Here is a 15,844-nt window from a genome sequence, read left to right as displayed (position 1 = left end):
GCTCAGGGCCACCTCCGCGAGGACGGCCGGCACCGCGGCGAGCAGCACCACAGCGGTCATGACCGGGCTCAGCAACGTCAGGGTGACGACGAACCCGACGACCGAGATGAGCGTGCGCAGCACGGAGAACGCGGGCAGGACGATCTGGGCGGCCGCCGACTGGCCCGTCTGTTCGGCCAGCCGCAGCCGGTCGAGGAACTGGGGCGACTCGAAGCGCGCCAGCCCGGCGAACCGGTTGACCGCGCCGAACAGCTCGTCGCGGGCGAGCAGGTCGAGCCGCCGGCGCAGCTGCGCGTCGAGATAGCGTTCCACATGAGGGAGGGTGGCGGTCAGCAGGCCGAGGAGGGCCAGCCCGGCTGCCAGCCCGACCAGCACCACCTCGTCACGCCGAGGGCTGCTCAGCTCGTCGAGAAGCAGCTTGGTGAGCCAGGCGCCCCCGACGGGCCAGATGCCCGACAGCACGGACAGGGCGACGGAACCGAGCGCCAACAGCGGGCCCGATCGCCAGACCATCGTCCACGCGTCGACGGCCCGTTGCCAGAGCGTGCCGGCGGCCGAACTCTGCCGGGTGTCCGGGCGCGAGGTGTCCGCAGGCTTCCGTGCGGCGCGGATCACGCGGGAACCGGCCGGTCCAGATCCGCCACGGAGATGGAGGCGGCCCGCACCACTCCCTCGGAGGCTAGATAGAAAGCGGGGAAGGCCCTGGCCTGGAACGCCTTCTCGATCGGGCCTCCCCACGGCTGGCGGACCACGCTCGCGATCGGCAGCAGCTTCTCGACCAGCTGCTCGGCCTGGGCGCTGTCATCTCCCATGATCACCGCCACCGCAGCGGGGCGGTCGAGGCGCCGGTCGGTGATGAGGCCGACGAGGTCCGGCAGTTGCTCCAGGCATACCGAGCACTCCGTGGAGAGCAGGGCGACGACCTCGGGCGAGGTCACCCGGCTGTCGATCGTCTCACCGTCGACGGACTCGGCCCGGAGCGTCGGGAGCGACGTCCCGGGGGCCAGCAGAGCCTGGGACGGATCTCCGGCTTGGAGCACCCCGAGCCGTTCGGTGTGGTCGCGCAGCCGGCGGATCACGGCCAGGGTGAGAACCAGGTTGATCAGGCACAACAGCCCGAAGAAGACCATTCCGGCCACCAGAAACGGCACGCCGTCTTCCTTTCAGGACCGCCGGTGAGTGAGCCGGCGCGAACAATGACGCGAGATCGCGAGGGGATCGCGATCCCGTTGACGACCAGCGGGACGGGCCGGGCGGCGAGCGCCGCCCCACCGGGAGGCGGGGCGGCTTCGCCGGCGACATGAGTGGCGGCACCGGCCAGGACGCGCGGGCGCTTCCCGGGGGGAGCGGTCACGCATCTCACTCACCGCGCCGACGGTGAACTCGGCCTGGTCCGGCTGCTGCAGGACGGTGCTACCTGATCAGCAGCATTCGTAGCAGACGACCCTGCAGGTCGGGTTCTTGCTGCACCACTTCAACTTCGATGAGCGGTCACCCCACCGGTAGCAGTAGAAGTTGCAGCCGTCGCCGTCGGTGTAAAGGAACTGGCCCTGACAGTTGGCGGCCGCGTCCGCGGTACTGCTGGGCAGCAGCAGCGCGAGCAGTCTGTCGCCCAGAGCGTTGACCTTTTTGATCATGCTTCTCCCTTGCGCATCGATGGTGCACGGACCCGCTCCAGGGGGCAGCGGGACCCCGTGTCACCTCCACACCGCAGTGCGCCGTCACCTTCGCAGGGCGACCTACCGGATCGCTACCCGGTCGCTACCGGCGCGGCGCGGCGGATCGGATCGTGAGGTCAGTCGCCTGGTCACGACACCGATCAGCTGCTCAGTGGGCAGGAAGCCCCAGGTCCTGGAGTCGTAGCTGTCGAGCGCGTCTCCGAAGACCACGAGGCGACCGGCCGGGACAGGGGTCCCCGCCGGCCCACCGCAGGCGTCGGCGGCGGTCTCCGGCAAGGGGTCGCCGGGCACGGCCACCACCCGCTTGATGCTCCAGCCCCTGCGTGCCGGACCCGTGGAGGACGGCGGCCCGTTCCAGCCGGTCGGCGACGGCGGGGTGCGCAGCACCACCACGTCGCCGCGGGACGGCAGCGGGACGCTCCCCCTGCGCACCAGAACCCGGTCACCTTCGGTGAAGGTCGGGAGCATGCTGGCGCCGTTGACCGTGATGACGAGATAGCGGCGTCGTACGACCAGCAGGCCGACGGCCACGGCCGCGCCGATCGCCACGCTCAGCCCTCGGCCCGTCATGGGACGGGCAGCATCTCGGCCGCCGGTGTCTCCATCAGGATGGCGTGCTCGATGTCGCGCAGCGCGCTACTGGGCTCGATGCCCAGCTCCTCACGGAGTCGCCCCCTCATGCCGTGGTAGGCGCGCAGGGCCTCGACCCTGCGCCCGCACCCGTACAGGGCGATCATCAGCAACGCGCACAGACGCTCGCGCAACGGATGCCTCCCGACCAGCGGCTCGATCTCGGCCGCCACTCTGGCGTGCCCGTCGAGCGCCAGCTCGGCGTGCATGCACTCCTCCCAGGCGATCAGACGTTCTTCCTCCAGGTGGGCGGCCTCCGCGGCGAGCCCGGGGACACCGTCGAGCGCCCGCCCGAACCAGCGGGCCAGTGCCCGCCGGAAGCAGGTGACCGCCGTGGGCAGGTCACCCGCCACCATGGCGGACGAGGCCTGTCGCACCTCTCTTCTGAACACCTCCACGTCGATCTCCTCCGGGTCTGCGTGGAGCAGGTAACCCGTGCAGACCGTGCTGATCCGTTCGCCTCCGGTGGGCGTGCGGCCCAGCGTCCGCCGCAGTGCCGAGAGGCTCTTCTGGATCTGGGCCTGCGCGGTGGGGGGAGGGCGGTCACCCCACACGATGTCCACCAGTCTGTCGGTCTCCACGACCCGGTTGGCGTTCAGCGCCAGGGCCGCGAAGACCGCGCGCTGACGGTGCCCTCGAAACCACAGGTGGCAGGCGTCGCCGCGCACCTCCGGCGGACCGAGAAGGCAAAACCTCATATACACCCCGTTGAGGCTCACATAGTAATAAACTGGACAGAGAGACAGTTATTACAATATAAACGACCAATCCCGAATTATGGGCCATGGCGTGTCGGCCGACCAGGGGACCGTAACGGCGATGCTCAATCTCGGCTCGAATGTCATGAAATCGAGACGAGGGCTGATGGCCTGCGCGGTCCCGCCCGGTCAAGGCCGCGGCAAGGCGACGAGGTGACCAGGGGAACCCTTGCAGCCACGGGATCCAGGCGAGGACACGTAAGGTAAACGCCGCATTACGGGCCGAAGATGAAGAGTCCGTAAATCGAGGGGTCGTGCAGCTTGTCAAGCACTGGTCCGTTGCTCGCCATGCCCTTATGTGGCATTAGGCATTAATGAGCGTTTTATGCAGAGAAGCGAAGAGACGCACAGGTGCCCGATCGTCCTCACCGTACGCCTGTCCTAGAAGAGGCCGAGCCGCCGGGCCGCCTGGAGGGCGAGCCACACCTCGGCGAAGGCGGCCGTCGAGGTGAGGTCGCGCCCGGTGAGCGCCGCGAACCGGCGCAGCCGGTAGGCCAGCGTGTTGGGATGGATGTGCAGCAGCGCCGCCGTGTCGTCGGACCGGCGGTCGTGCTCCATCCAGACGCGGACCGTGGCCAGCAGGTGGGAGTCGTGCGCGGCGTCGTAGGCGAGCACCTCGCCCAGGACGTGGTCCACCAGGGCGGCCAGGGTGTCGGTGTCCTCCGGCAGCCACCTGCCCGTCGGGTCCTTGCCGTAGACGACCATCGGCTGCCCTGACTCCACGGCCCGGGTGGCCGCCCAGACGGCCTCGCGCCTGGCCACGCGGGTGGAGGCGCCGGGCGGGAACGGCCGGCTCATGCCCGCGCGGGCGTCCGGGAGCTCGGCGATCGGCCCGGCCAGGGACGGCGGGCCGAGCACGTACAGGTCGTCGCCCCGGCGCAGCAGCAGGTGCGGGTGGTCGGCCAAGGCCCGCCGCAGGTCGTCGTCGCCGGCGCCGCGCACCACGACGAGCACCACGTCGGTCTCCAGCGGCAGCCCCAGCCGGGCCAGGCGGCGGCGCGCGGTGGCCGGGTCGAGCACGTCCTGCAGCAGCTCCGAGAGCGTCTCGGCGCCCTCGCGGCGCAGCGTCTCGCGCTCGTTGCGGGCCATGGCGACCTGGAGCGCGGCCACGGTGGCGATGTGCTGCACCACGGCCAGCCCGGCAGGGCGGGCGCCCTCGCGCTCGAACGCGACCAGGAACCCGGCGGGGCCGCCCGGCGCGGGCACCGGCAGCACGAAGCCGCCGGGGATCGTCGGCGGGGCGTCGGGCTCGGCGGGCAGCACGTCCGGTGACGGCGGCACGGGCACGCCGGGCAGCAGCGGCCGCCCCTGCGGCGTGCACAGGAACACCTGGTAGCCCGACAGCCGCTCCAGCCGTCTGAACAGGGTCGCCGTGTCGAGGTCCTCGGCCGCCAGCCACCGCAGCGCGCCGAACACCTGGAGCTGCGCCCCCAGCCGGTGGCGGGCGTCCTCCTGCGCCGCCGCGGCCACCTCCTGCGAGATGGCGATGAACGGCACCGCCAGCGGCACCTCCAGGACCGGCATGCCGCGCCGCTCCGCCGCCTCGAAGAACGCCGGGTGCAGCGGCGGCACGTGCAGCTGCGCCGACAGGGCCAGCGCCGAGACGCCGGCGTCGTCCAGCCGCTCCAGGTAGGCGCGCTGGTCGGCGGCGGAGCGGGGCACGCCGATGCCGGTCGTCATGATCATCTCGGCGCCGAGCAGCCACGGTGTCGGGTCGGTCAGCTCGCTCACGTGCGCCCACGAGACCGACCGCCCGAGCCCCGCCTTGCCCGCCAGCAGGCGCAACTGGAGGGCGGGCGAGCGCACCAGGTCGAGCACCGTCACCTTGTGGTCAGCCACAACACCCACTGTAGGACTTCGTGACGATTCCAATTGCCGCAGGTCAGGGGCGTAACATTGACTGTGCGCATGACAAAAGGCCCTGTCGACTCCGCCAGAGTCCCCCGTTTCGCCGGGCCCGCCACCTTCGCCCGCCTGCCTCGCATCGACGAGGTCGAGCGCGCGGACGTGGCCGTCGTGGGCGTGCCGTTCGACAGCGGCGTCTCCTACCGCCCCGGCGCCAGGTTCGGTCCCGCCGCGGTCCGCGAGGCGTCGCGGCTGCTGCGGCCCTATCACCCCGGGCTGGACGTCTCCCCGTTCGAGCGGGTCCAGGTCGTGGACGCGGGGGACATCGCCGTCAACCCGTTCCGCATCGAGGACGCGATCGAGAGCATCGAGGCGGCGGCCGGCGCGATGGACGCCCGGCTCGTCACCATCGGCGGCGACCACACGATCGCGCTGCCGCTGCTCCGCACCGCCGCCCGGCGGCACGGCCCGGTCGCGCTGCTGCACTTCGACGCCCACCTGGACACCTGGGACACCTACTTCGACGCCGCGTACACGCACGGCACCCCCTTCCGGCGCGCGGTCGAGGAAGGGCTGCTCGACACCGAGGCGCTCGGCCACGTCGGCATCCGCGGCCCGCTGTACGGCAAGAAGGACCTCGACGACGACCGGCGCCTCGGCTTCGGCATCGTCACCGCGGCCGACGTGCTGCGGCGCGGCCTGGACGAGGTGATCGACGCGCTGCGCCAGCGCATCGGCGACCGCCCCCTGTACGTGTCGGTCGACATCGACGTGCTCGACCCGGCGCACGCCCCCGGCACCGGCACCCCCGAGGCGGGCGGGCTCACCAGCCGCGAGCTGCTGGAGATCCTGCGCGGCCTGGCCGGGTGTCACCTCATCGGCGCGGACGTGGTCGAGGTGGCCCCCGCCTACGACCACGCCGAGATCACCTCGGTCGCCGCCTCCCACGTCGCCTACGACCTTGTCAGCCTCCTGGCCCTGCGGGAGAACCCATGAGCACCGCCATCACGGAGATCGAGACCCGCGGCATCGACCGCATCCCCGACGCCGAGCGCACCGCCCGTCCGCTGGACCTGTTCCGGGTCTCCTTCGGCGGCGCGAACACGTTCGCCACGTGCGTGCTCGGCGCCTTCCCCATCCTGTTCGGCCTGTCGTTCTGGCAGGGGCTCGCCGCGACCGTGCTCGGCCTGCTGGTCGGCGCGCTCATCCTGGCGCCGCTGTCGCTGTTCGGGCCGCTCAACGGCACCAACAACGCCGTCTCCTCCTCCGCCCACCTGGGCGTGCACGGCCGGATCGTGGGCTCGTTCCTGTCGCTGCTGACGGCGATCGCGTTCTTCTCCATCTCCGTGTGGTCCTCCGGGGACGCGCTCGTCGGCGGCGCGCACCGGCTCGTCGGGCTGCCGGAGTCGGACTTCACCTACGGGGTCGCGTACGCGATCTTCGCGGGCCTGGTGCTCGTGGTGTGCGTGTACGGCTTCCGGTTCATGCTGTTCGTCAACAAGATCGCCGTGGTGGCGGCGTCGGCGCTGTTCGTGCTGGGCGTGTTCGCGTTCGCCGGCGACTTCGACCCGGCCTACCCCGGCGTGCTGGCGCCCGGCGACCCGCTGTTCTGGCCGTCGTTCGTCGGCGCCGCGCTGATCGTGCTGTCGAACCCGGTCTCCTTTGGCGCCTTCCTCGGCGACTGGTCGCGCTACATCCCGGCCGGCACCCCGCGCGGCCGGGTGATGGGGGCGGCGTTCCTGGCGCAGGCGTCCACCATCCTGCCGTTCTTCTTCGGCCTGGCCACCGCGTCGATCATCGCCACCAAGGCCGCCGCCTACATGGACCCGGCCGCGCCCAACTACGTCGGCGGCCTGCTGGCCATCGCGCCGGGCTGGTACTTCGTGCCCGTCTGCCTGATCGCGCTGATCGGCGGCATGTCCACCGGCACGACCTCGATGTACGGCACCGGGCTGGACTTCTCCAGCGTGTTCCCGAGCTTCACGCGGGTGCGGGCGACGGTGTTCATCGGCTCGCTGTCGATCCTGTTCGTCTTCGTCGGTCGCTTCACGTTCAACCTCACGCAGAGCATCTCCACTTTCGCCACCCTCATCATCACCTGCACGGCCCCGTGGATGGTGATCATGATGCTCGGGTACGTGACCCGCCGCGGCTGGTACGACCCCGAGGCGCTGCAGGTGTTCAACCGGCGGCAGCGCGGCGGGCGGTACTGGTTCACCCACGGCTGGAACTGGCGCGGCCTGACCGCCTGGCTGGTCTCGGCACTGCTCGCGCTGACCACCGTCAACCTGCCCGGGCAGTTCGTCGGGCCGCTCGGCGACCTGGCCGGCGGGGTGGACGTGTCGCTGCCGCTCGGCCTGGTCACGGCCGCGGTGCTCTACCTGGCCCTGCTGCGGCTCTTCCCCGAGCCGCGCGCGGTTTACGGGCCGCTGGGCCCGCGCTGGGTGCGCGCGGCGGACACGCCGGTGCCGCCGATCGTGCCCGCCGCCGTCCCCGCGCCCGCCTCCACCGTGTGAGGATGACGGCCATGGAGCTGGTCGACCTGTCGGTGCCGATCGTCACCGGGATGCCCGTCTATCCAGGCGATCCGGGGGTGACGATCGAGCCGGCGCTGACCGCGGACCGCGACGGGGTGAACGTCCTGGCCGTGCACCTGGGCTCGCAGTCCGGGACCCACGTGGACGCGCCGTTCCATCTGGACGACACCCTGCCCGACCTGGACGAGCTGCCGCTGGAGCGGTTCGTGGGGCCCGCCGTGACGGTCGACGCCCGGGGGCTCGCACCGGGCGCGGCCATCGGGCCCGAATTCTTCCGGGGCGAGCTCGGCCGCATCGTGCTCGTCGCCACCGGGTGGTCGGCCCACTGGGGGGCTCCCGCGTACCTCGGTCATCCGCATCTGACCGAGGAGGCGGCGCGGCTGCTGGTCGAGCGGGGCGTGCGGACCGTCGGGATCGACGCGCTGAGCGTCGATCCCACCCCGGCGCGGGACCTCCCCGCGCACCGGGTGCTCTGCGGGGCGCACGCCGTCATCGCGGAGAACCTCAAAGGGCTCGGCCGGCTGCTGGAGGCGCAGGCGGCGGGCCGGTCCGTCGAGGTGTCGATGCTGCCGATCAGGCTGGCGGGCGCCGACGGGGCGCCGGTCAGGGCGGTGGCGCGGCTATCGGGTGCCCCATGAGTAGGTCTGCTTGCGCAGCTTGAGATACACGAAGGACTCGGTGCCGCGGACCGCGGGGATGGCCCTGATCTTGCTGAGGATCTCCAGCAGATGACGGTCGCCCTCGCATACCACCTCGACGATCAGGTCGAAGGAGCCGGCGGTGAGCACCACGTAGTCGATCTCCTCGATCGCCGCCAGCTCGTCGGCGACGGACTCCAGGTCGCCCTCGCAGGTGACGCCGATCATGGCCTGGCGCGGGAAGCCGAGCGTCAGCGGGTCGGTGACCGCGACGATCTGCATGACGCCGGCCTCCTGCAGCCGCTGGACCCGCTGGCGGACGGCCGCCTCCGACAGGCCGACGGCCTTGCCGATCGCGGCGTACGGTTTACGCCCGTCGGACTGGAGCTGTTCGATGATCTGCTTGGACAGCTCGTCGAGCACGACCGATCCGGTGGCAGCGTCCTTGCTGCGGCGTACGCGCGGCGGCGTCGTCATGTCGAGGGGTCCTCCAACCGGCCGGCTTGTTACGGAGGCGTTCCCTCCGGGTTGCCGTCCTGGTGCGACATGGTGTCAGTTCTGGACGATCTGTCAAGCGATTTCGTAGCGATTTGGTATCTTCGCCACGAAATCCCTTGTTTAGATGCGGTTACTCTGTAAGAGTCACCGCAACCCTCAACCACCTGCGGCAACACCACCTCAGCAGCCATCTCAACAGGAGGTCATCCCTTGACCGTCCGTCTGCAGAACTTCGTCAACGGTGAGTTCGTGGACGCCAAGAGCGGCCGATTCTCCGACGTCATCGACCCCTGCACCGGAGAGGCCTACCTGCAGGCCCCGATCTCCGGCCCCGAGGACGTGGACGCCGCCTTCGCGGCCGCGGCCGCCGCGTTCGAGTCGTGGGGCGCCACCACCCCCGGCGAGCGGGCCAACCTGCTGCTCAAGGTCGCCGACGCCATCGAGGCGCGGGCCGACGAGATCAACGAGGCGGAGTGCCGCAACACCGGGAAGCCGCTCGCCCGCATGGCCGAGGACGAGACCCCGGTCGCGGCCGACCACTTCCGCTTCTTCGCCGGCGCGGCCCGCACGCTCGAGGGCCCCACGGCCGGTGAGTTCCTCGCCGACCACACCAGCGTCATCCGGCACGAGCCGATCGGCGTGATCGGCCAGGTCACGCCGTGGAACTACCCGATGATGATGGCCGTCTGGAAGATCGCCCCCGCGCTCGCCGCCGGCAACACCGTGGTGCTCAAGCCGTCCGACACCACCCCGGTCGCCACGCTCAAGCTCGCCGAGATCGTCGGCAGCGTCCTGCCGCCCGGTGTCTTCAACGTCGTCACCGGCGACCGCGAGACCGGCGCGACCGTGGTGAGCCACCCGACCGCCGCGATGGTGGCGATCACCGGCTCGGTCGGCGCGGGCATGTCCGTGGCCAAGAGCGCCGCCGACGACCTCAAGCGGGTCCACCTGGAGCTCGGCGGCAAGGCCCCGGTCGTGGTCTTCGAGGACGTGAAGGACCTGGCCAAGGCCGCCCAGGACATCGCCGTCGCCGGCTTCTACAACGCCGGCCAGGACTGCACCGCCGCCTGCCGGGTGCTGGTCCAGGAGAGCGTGCACGACGAGTTCGTGGCCGCGCTGGCCGAGGCCGCCGCCGCCACGGTGACCGGCGACCTGTCCAACGAGGACGCGCTGTACGGTCCGCTCAACAACGAGAACCAGCTCGCCCGCGTCCAGGGCTTCATCGACCGCGTCCCCGCGCACGCCAAGGTGCTCACCGGCGGGCAGCGGGTCGGCGACCGCGGCTACTTCTTCGCCCCCACCGTCGTCGACGGGCTCAAGCAGGACGACGAGATGGTGCAGAACGAGGTGTTCGGCCCGGTCATCACCGTCCAGACCTTCACCGACGAGGCCGACGCGCTGGCCAAGGCCAACGACGTCAGGTACGGCCTCAGCGGCTCGGTGTGGACCTCCGACCACGGCCGCGCCATGCGGATGTCGAACAAGCTCGACTTCGGCGTGGTCTGGGTGAACACCCACATCCCATTCGTCTCGGAGATGCCGCACGGCGGCTTCAAGCACTCCGGGTACGGCAAGGACCTGTCGGTGTTCGGCCTGCACGACTACACCAGGGTCAAGCACGTCATGCACTACATCGGCGAGTAGTACGAAATATCGCGATAAGCAAGTACAAAGGGAACCCCCGGATATGGCCGAGCAGAGTCCGCCCCACACCCCGCCCCAGACCCCGCCCGACACCCCCACTGACAGCGCGATCGAACTAGAGGGCGTCGTCAAGGAGTACGTCTCGCATGGCGAGGTCGTCCAGGCGGTCAAGGGTGTCACGCTTGACATCGCCGAAGGAGAGTTCTTCTCCCTGCTCGGCCCGTCCGGCTGCGGCAAGACCACCACCATGCGCATGATCGCCGGCTTCGAGGAGCCGTCCAAGGGCGTGATCCGGCTGCACGGCCGGGACGTCACCGACGTGCCGCCGAACAAGCGCGACGTGAACATGGTCTTCCAGTCCTACGCGCTGTTCCCGCACATGAGCGTGTGGGACAACGTGGCCTTCGGGCTGAAGCAGAAGAAGACGCCGCAGGACGAGATCAAGCGGCGGGTCGAGGAGATGCTGGCCATCGTCGACCTGACCGGCCGCGAGAAGCGCCGCCCGCGCGAGATGTCGGGCGGCCAGCAGCAGCGCGTCGCGCTGGCCCGCGCGCTGGTCAACCGGCCCCGCGCGCTCCTGCTCGACGAACCGCTCGGCGCCCTCGACCTCAAGCTGCGCCAGGCCATGCAGCTGGAGCTCAAGCGCATCCAGCGCGAGGTCGGCATCACGTTCGTGTACGTGACGCACGACCAGAACGAGGCGCTGACGATGAGCGACAGGATCGCCGTCATGAAGGACGGGCTCATCGAGCAGCTCGCCCCGCCGCGCGAGATCTACGAGCGGCCGGCGACCACCTTCGTCGCGGGCTTCATCGGCACCTCCAACCTCCTGTCGGGCACCGCCACCGGTGGCGTGCTGAAGCTCGGCGGCGGGCGGGTGCTGGTGCCCGGAAGGGAGGGCGAGGTGGCGGTGACCGTCCGCCCCGAGAAGATCACCCTCACCACGCAGGAGCCCGCGAGCGACGTGAGCGCCCTGCCCGGGACCGTGTCCGAGGTGGTCTACCTCGGCACGTACAACAGCTACGCCGTGAAGCTCGCCGACGGGGCCGAGATCACGGTGTTCGAGCAGAACGCGCACGACGCGACGGTCACGGCGGAGCGGGGAGACTCCGTCTGGCTGTCCTGGCAGGCGCAGCACTCTTATGTGATGGGAAGTTGATAGCACGTCATGAAACACCTGCACTCCCCCGCCCTCGTGCGGGGTATGACCCAGCCCCGTACCCGCCGCGACGTCTTCCGGCTCGCGGGCCTGTCCGCCGCCGGTCTGGCCCTGTCCGCCTGCGGCGTCCAGGGCCAGAAGGCCGAACCCCCCAAGGCCGACGCGGTCGCCGACTACTGGGCCCAGCAGAAGCAGAACAACAAAGTCATCTTCGCCAACTGGCCCGAGTACATGCCCGAGGACCACGGGCCGCTGAAGAAGTTCCAGCAGGAAACCGGGATCTCCTATGAGTACAAGGAGGTCATCAACGAGAACACGGAGTTCTTCGGCAAGGCCGACCCGGTGCTCCGCGCCGGTCAGCCGCTCGGCTACGACATCGTGGTCATGACCAACGGCATCCAGCTCCAGCACATGTTCACGCTGGGGTACGCGGTCATGCTCGACCAGTCGAAGATGCCGAACTTCCAGGCCAACGCGGGAGAGGCGTACAAGAACCGCGCCTACGACCCGGGCAACAAGTACACGATGCCGTTCGCCTCGGGCATCACCGGCATCGCGTACAACACCAAGTACGTCAAGGACAAGATCACCAGCATCGACGCCCTGTTCGACGCCAAGTACGAGGGCCGGGTCGGCATGATGGCCGACGCCCAGGAGATCGCCAACTTCGGCATGATCGCCCTCGGCGTCGACCCGGAGACCTCGACCGAGGACGACTGGAAGAAGGCCGGGGAGAAGCTCAAGGCCCAGCGTGACGCCGGGATCGTGCGCAAGTACTACAACCAGGACTACATCGACGCGGTGTCCCGCGGCGACGTCTGGCTGACGATGGCCTGGTCCGGCGACGTCTTCCAGCGGCAGCTCGCGGGCGAGCCGGTCGCGTTCGTGGTGCCCGAGGAGGGCGGCACGATCTGGACCGACAACATGCTCATCCCCAAGGGCGCGGCCAACCCGGTGGACGCCATGATGCTCATGGACTACCTCTACAAGCCGGAGATCGCCGCCGAGCTGGACGAGTACATCCAGTTCGTCACGCCCGTCCCGGCCGTCCAGGACCTGCTGCGCGAGAAGGCCGAGAGCGCGTCCGGCGAGGACAAGAAGGCGCTGCTCGACATGGCCGAGAGCCCGCTGATGTTCCCCACCGAGGCCGACTACGCCAAGCTCCGCAGCTACACGCCGCTCACCACGGCCAAGGAGCAGGTGTTCAACCCGATCTTCCAGTCCGTCACCCAGGCCTAGGTCATGAGGCGTCTGACCCCCTACCTGCTCGCGCTGCCGAGCTGGATGTGGCTGGCGATCTTCCTCGTGGTGCCGCTGGCGGCGATGGCGTCGGTGTCGTTGCAGACCGGGAACGTGATCGACGGCTTCGTCATGACGTTCAGCTTCTCCAACTACGGCGACGCCCTCGGCACCTACAGCACCCAGCTGGTCCGCTCGCTGGGCTACGGCGCGACGGCGACGGCGGCCATGCTGCTGATCGGCTACCCGGTCGCTTACTGGATCGCGTTCAAGGGCGGCAACCGCAAGTCGGTCTACCTGTTCCTGCTGCTCCTGCCGTTCTTCGTGTCGTTCGTGCTGCGGACGATCTCCTGGGGCTTCCTGCTGGCCGACGACGGCATCCTGCTCGGCACGCTGAAGGGCTGGGGGGTGCTGTCCGCCGACTTCCACGTGCTGGCCACCTCGTTCGCGGTGATCGCGGGCCTGACGTACAACTGGCTCCCGTTCATGATCCTGCCGATCTACGTGTCGCTGGAGCGGGTGGACCCGCGCCTGGTGGAGGCCGCGCAGGACCTGTACGCGTCGCGTGGCACCGCCTTCCGCAAGGTGGTGCTGCCGCTGTCGCTGCCGGGCGTGTTCGCCGGGGTGCTGATGACGTTCGTGCCGGCCACGGCCGACCCGGTCAACGCCCAGGTGCTGGGCGGCACGGGCAACACCATGATCGGCAACATCATCCAGACCGAATACCTGGTCAACAACGACTATCCGACGGCCTCGGCGCTGTCGTTCACGCTGATGGCGGTGCTGCTCGTGGGCATCTTCGTGTACGCCCGGGTGCTCGGCACCGACAACGTGCTGGAGGCGGCGGCGCGATGAGGGGAGCACGGGTCCGGTTCGGCGACCGGCTGCTGAAGGCGTACACCTGGCTGATCATTCTTTGGCTGGTCGCGCCCATCGCCGTCATGATCGTGTTCGGCTTCAACGACAAGCAGAGCAAGTCGAACGCCACCTGGCAGGGTTTCACGTTCAAGTGGTACGGGGAGCTTTTCGCGATCCCCGACCTGAGCGGGGCCCTGATCAACTCGCTGGTCATCGCGGCGGCCAGCACGATCATCACCGTGGTCATCGGCACCATGCTGGGGCTGGCCCTGGGCCGTCACCGGTTCCGGGGCCAGGGGGCGACGAACTTCCTGGTGTTCGCCGCGATCTCCACGCCCGAGCTGGTCATGGGCGCCTCGCTGCTGTCGCTGTTCGTCTCGGCGAACGTCCCGCGCGACCGGATCACGATCACGATCGCGCACGTGCTGTTCTCGCTGGCGTTCGTGACCGTGACCGTGCGGGCCCGGGTGGTCACCCTGGACCCGTCGCTGGAGGAGGCGGCCAAGGACCTCGGGGCGGGGCCGTGGGCCACCTTCCGCCTGGTCACGCTGCCGTCCATCCTGCCGGGCGTGCTCGCCGGCGCGATGCTGGCGTTCGCGCTGTCCATCGACGACTACGTGGTGACGAGCTTCGTCAACGGCTCCACCCTCACCTTCCCGCTGTGGATCATCGGCTCGGTGAAGACCGGGATCCCGCCGCAGGTGAACGTCATGGGCACGCTGATCTTCGGCGTCGGCGTGCTGATCGCGATCATCAACGCGGTGGCGGCCAGGCGCCGCACCTGAACCCGTCCGTGACCCCCCGCTGACCGCGGGGGTCTTCGGCACTGCCAAGAAGGACACCGGCAAAGAACAGGGAGGCGAGATCGGATTCCGGCGGGGGGAACCCGCGCGTGATCACCCTATTGGTCCCGCAATTTTCAACTCTTCAAGTACACCGTAAGGGAAGTGGGATTTGTGGATCCGCTGAAGGCGCTGGCTGACGCGGAGCGCAAGCCGTACTGGCTGGACAGCCCGGCCAGACCTGAGCCGCGACCGCGGCTCTTCGGACACACCACCGCCGACCTGGTCGTCGTCGGCGGCGGTTTCTCGGGCCTGTGGACGGCCCTGATGGCCAAGGAACGCGACCCCTCGCAGGACGTGGTGCTGCTGGAGGGACGCCGGATCGGCTGGGCGGCCTCCGGCCGCAACGGCGGGTTCTGCATGGCGACCCTCACGCACGGCCTGGCCAACGGCCTGGAGCGCTGGCCGGACGAGCTCGACCGGCTGGAGCGCATGGGGGTGGAGAACCTCGACGAGATCGAGGCGACACTCCGGCGCCACGACATCGACTGCTCCTTCGAGCGCACCGGCGAGCTGAACGTCGCCACCGAGCAGTGGCAGCTCGACGCCCTCTACGAGCACCTCGACCTGATCGAGGAACTCGGCCTGGACTACGTGCCCCTGGATCGGGAACGGCTTCGCGCCGAGATCGACTCGCCCACCTACCTGGGCGGGCTGTGGAACCGCAGCGGCTGCGCCATGCTCGACCCGGCCCGGCTGGCGTGGGGCCTGCGCGAGGCGTGCGTACGGCTCGGGGTGCGGGTGCACGAGCGCAGCCCGGTCCGTTCGCTGGACGACGACGGCACGACGATCACCCTGCGCACCCCGCACGGGTCGGTCACCGGCCGCAGGGTCGCGCTCGGCACCGGCGTGTTCCCGCCGCTGCTGCGCCGGCTCAAGCACTTCGTGGTGCCCGTGTACGACTACGCGCTGATGACCGAGCCGCTCAGCGACGCCCAGCTCGGCGAGATCGGGTGGCGCAACCGGCAGGGCGTGGGCGACGCGGCCAACCAGTTCCACTACTACCGGCTCACCGACGACAACCGCATCCTGTGGGGCGGCTACGACGCCGTGTACTACAACGGCGGCCTGGTCAAGCCGGAGTACGAGCAGCGCGACGAGACCTTCGTCAAGCTGGCCCAGCACTTCTACGACACCTTTCCGCAGCTCTCCGACGTGCGCTTCAGCCATCGGTGGGGCGGCGTGATCGACACCTGCAGCAGGTTCAGCGCCTTCTACGGGCAGGCGCACGGCGGGCGTCTGGCCTACGCGGTCGGCTACACCGGCATGGGCGTCGGCGCCACGCGCTTCGGCGCGAACGTCATGCTCGACCTGCTGGCGGGCGAGCGCACCGAGCGCACCGAGCTGCGCATGGTACGGGAGAAGCCGATGCCGTTCCCGCCCGAGCCGGTCCGTTCGGGCGTCATCCAGTTCACCCGCTGGTCGATCGCCAAGGCGGACGAGCAGCAGGGCAGGCGCAACCTGTGGCTGCGCACGCTGGACCGGATGGGGCTGGGCTTCGACTCCTAGCGGCTGGG

General features: G+C 69.8%; 15 protein-coding genes and 1 pseudogene. 9 read left to right on the top strand and 7 right to left on the bottom strand.

The genetic code is table 11. The annotated features are described in order from the left end of the window. The 6 genes and pseudogenes from OUY22_RS29970 to OUY22_RS29945 all read right to left on the bottom strand — a co-directional run. Positions 1-615 (bottom strand): annotated as a pseudogene (locus OUY22_RS29970) (ABC transporter ATP-binding protein); the annotation flags it as partial. Then, the gene (locus OUY22_RS29965) at positions 612-1,151 is read right to left on the bottom strand and encodes a TlpA family protein disulfide reductase (protein WP_270158558.1); all 540 of its coding nucleotides are present in this window, start codon (positions 1,149-1,151) and stop codon (positions 612-614) included. The gene OUY22_RS29965 and the pseudogene OUY22_RS29970, both read right to left, overlap by 4 nt. 270 nt (positions 1,152-1,421) lie before the next feature. Then, positions 1,422-1,637, bottom strand: coding sequence for a hypothetical protein (locus OUY22_RS29960; RefSeq protein WP_270158557.1), 216 nt, complete (start codon positions 1,635-1,637; stop codon positions 1,422-1,424). A gap of 102 nt (positions 1,638-1,739) precedes the next feature. Further along, positions 1,740-2,249, bottom strand: coding sequence for a S26 family signal peptidase (locus tag OUY22_RS29955; protein ID WP_270158556.1), 510 nt, complete (start codon positions 2,247-2,249; stop codon positions 1,740-1,742). Next, a complete protein-coding gene (locus tag OUY22_RS29950) occupies positions 2,246-3,007 on the bottom strand; it encodes an AfsR/SARP family transcriptional regulator (protein ID WP_270158555.1) in 762 nt (253 codons plus the stop codon). Before OUY22_RS29950 ends, OUY22_RS29955 begins: the two co-directional genes overlap by 4 nt. A gap of 441 nt (positions 3,008-3,448) precedes the next feature. Next, complete coding sequence (locus tag OUY22_RS29945; RefSeq protein WP_270158554.1) at positions 3,449-4,906, bottom strand: PucR family transcriptional regulator; 1,458 nt, start codon at positions 4,904-4,906, stop codon at positions 3,449-3,451. A 69-nt stretch (positions 4,907-4,975) separates the two neighbouring features. Between OUY22_RS29945 and speB the strand changes: the two genes are divergently transcribed. From speB to OUY22_RS29930, 3 genes are read left to right on the top strand one after another with little or no spacing between them, the layout of a single operon-like run. After that, positions 4,976-5,908 (top strand): agmatinase, encoded by a 933-nt coding sequence (gene speB / locus OUY22_RS29940; protein ID WP_270158553.1) that lies wholly within the window; start codon positions 4,976-4,978, stop codon positions 5,906-5,908. Continuing rightward, positions 5,905-7,428 (top strand): purine-cytosine permease family protein, encoded by a 1,524-nt coding sequence (locus OUY22_RS29935; RefSeq protein WP_270158552.1) that lies wholly within the window; start codon positions 5,905-5,907, stop codon positions 7,426-7,428. The genes speB and OUY22_RS29935 overlap by 4 nt, the downstream gene beginning before the upstream one ends. Before the next feature lie 11 nt (positions 7,429-7,439). Next, a complete protein-coding gene (locus tag OUY22_RS29930) occupies positions 7,440-8,087 on the top strand; it encodes a cyclase family protein (protein WP_270158560.1) in 648 nt (215 codons plus the stop codon). Here OUY22_RS29930 and OUY22_RS29925 read toward each other — a convergent pair. Continuing rightward, positions 8,070-8,564, bottom strand: coding sequence for an Lrp/AsnC family transcriptional regulator (locus OUY22_RS29925; RefSeq protein WP_270158551.1), 495 nt, complete (start codon positions 8,562-8,564; stop codon positions 8,070-8,072). The two genes, OUY22_RS29930 and OUY22_RS29925, sit on opposite strands and share 18 nt — an antisense overlap. Before the next feature lie 231 nt (positions 8,565-8,795). Here OUY22_RS29925 and OUY22_RS29920 point away from each other — a divergent pair, with 231 nt between their 5' ends. From OUY22_RS29920 to OUY22_RS29895, 6 genes are all read left to right on the top strand, one after another. Further along, the gene (locus tag OUY22_RS29920) at positions 8,796-10,229 is read left to right on the top strand and encodes a gamma-aminobutyraldehyde dehydrogenase (protein ID WP_270158550.1); all 1,434 of its coding nucleotides are present in this window, start codon (positions 8,796-8,798) and stop codon (positions 10,227-10,229) included. A 43-nt stretch (positions 10,230-10,272) separates the two neighbouring features. Beyond that, entirely contained in the window at positions 10,273-11,388 is a 1,116-nt protein-coding gene (locus tag OUY22_RS29915; RefSeq protein WP_270158549.1) for an ABC transporter ATP-binding protein, read from the top strand. A gap of 45 nt (positions 11,389-11,433) precedes the next feature. After that, positions 11,434-12,627, top strand: coding sequence for an ABC transporter substrate-binding protein (locus tag OUY22_RS29910; RefSeq protein ID WP_270158548.1), 1,194 nt, complete (start codon positions 11,434-11,436; stop codon positions 12,625-12,627). 3 nt (positions 12,628-12,630) lie between these two features. Next, the gene (locus OUY22_RS29905; RefSeq protein WP_270158547.1) at positions 12,631-13,482 is read left to right on the top strand and encodes an ABC transporter permease; all 852 of its coding nucleotides are present in this window, start codon (positions 12,631-12,633) and stop codon (positions 13,480-13,482) included. Continuing rightward, positions 13,479-14,270, top strand: a complete 792-nt coding sequence (locus tag OUY22_RS29900) for an ABC transporter permease (RefSeq protein WP_270158546.1) — start codon at positions 13,479-13,481, stop codon at positions 14,268-14,270. The genes OUY22_RS29905 and OUY22_RS29900 overlap by 4 nt, the downstream gene beginning before the upstream one ends. Positions 14,271-14,441: 171 nt before the next feature. Then, complete coding sequence (locus OUY22_RS29895; protein ID WP_270158559.1) at positions 14,442-15,836, top strand: NAD(P)/FAD-dependent oxidoreductase; 1,395 nt, start codon at positions 14,442-14,444, stop codon at positions 15,834-15,836. Positions 15,837-15,844 lie beyond the last annotated feature (8 nt).

Origin of the sequence: Nonomuraea corallina (genome assembly GCF_027620315.1) — a bacterium.
Lineage (GTDB): Bacteria > Actinomycetota > Actinomycetes > Streptosporangiales > Streptosporangiaceae > Nonomuraea > Nonomuraea corallina.
Note: the sequence above shows the minus strand (reverse complement) of the source record. Positions and strands in the feature narration are given on the sequence as shown.